Origin of the sequence: Parafrankia sp. Ea1.12, assembly GCF_900465275.1 — a bacterium.
GTDB classification, from domain to species: Bacteria; Actinomycetota; Actinomycetes; order Frankiales; family Frankiaceae; genus Parafrankia; species Parafrankia soli.
In genome coordinates, this window is sequence record NZ_UBIZ01000712.1 from 1 (window position 1) to 324 (window position 324).

Genomic DNA, 324 nt, shown 5'->3' on the forward strand with positions numbered 1-324 from the left:
CGAAGAAGCAGTACAGACGCTGGAGCGTAATGGCGCAGTCCACGTGGAAAAAGTCCACGGCCAGCATCGTCGACGCCTGCGTACGCAGGAACTGTCGCCATGTGGTGTCGGTCTGCCGTTTCGGAGCCGGTGGCAACCTGAGGGTCTTCAGGACCCGGCGGATCGTGGATGCGCTCACCCGGTGGCCGAGTTTGAGGAGCTCGCCCTGGATTCGCTGGTAGCCCCACGTCGGGTTCTCGGTCGCGAGCCGCTCGATCAGCGTGGCGATCTCCTGGCTGATCGGTGGCCGTCCCGTCCGCTGCGGGTGGGTCCACTTCCATCCGA

Annotated in this window: 1 protein-coding gene; it reads right to left on the reverse strand. The window is 65.1% G+C overall.

Translation table 11 applies throughout. The features are described from left to right. Window positions 1–324: helix-turn-helix domain-containing protein (locus tag FMEAI12_RS35880; RefSeq protein WP_146776866.1), on the reverse strand; the 324-nt coding region annotated here is incomplete at both ends.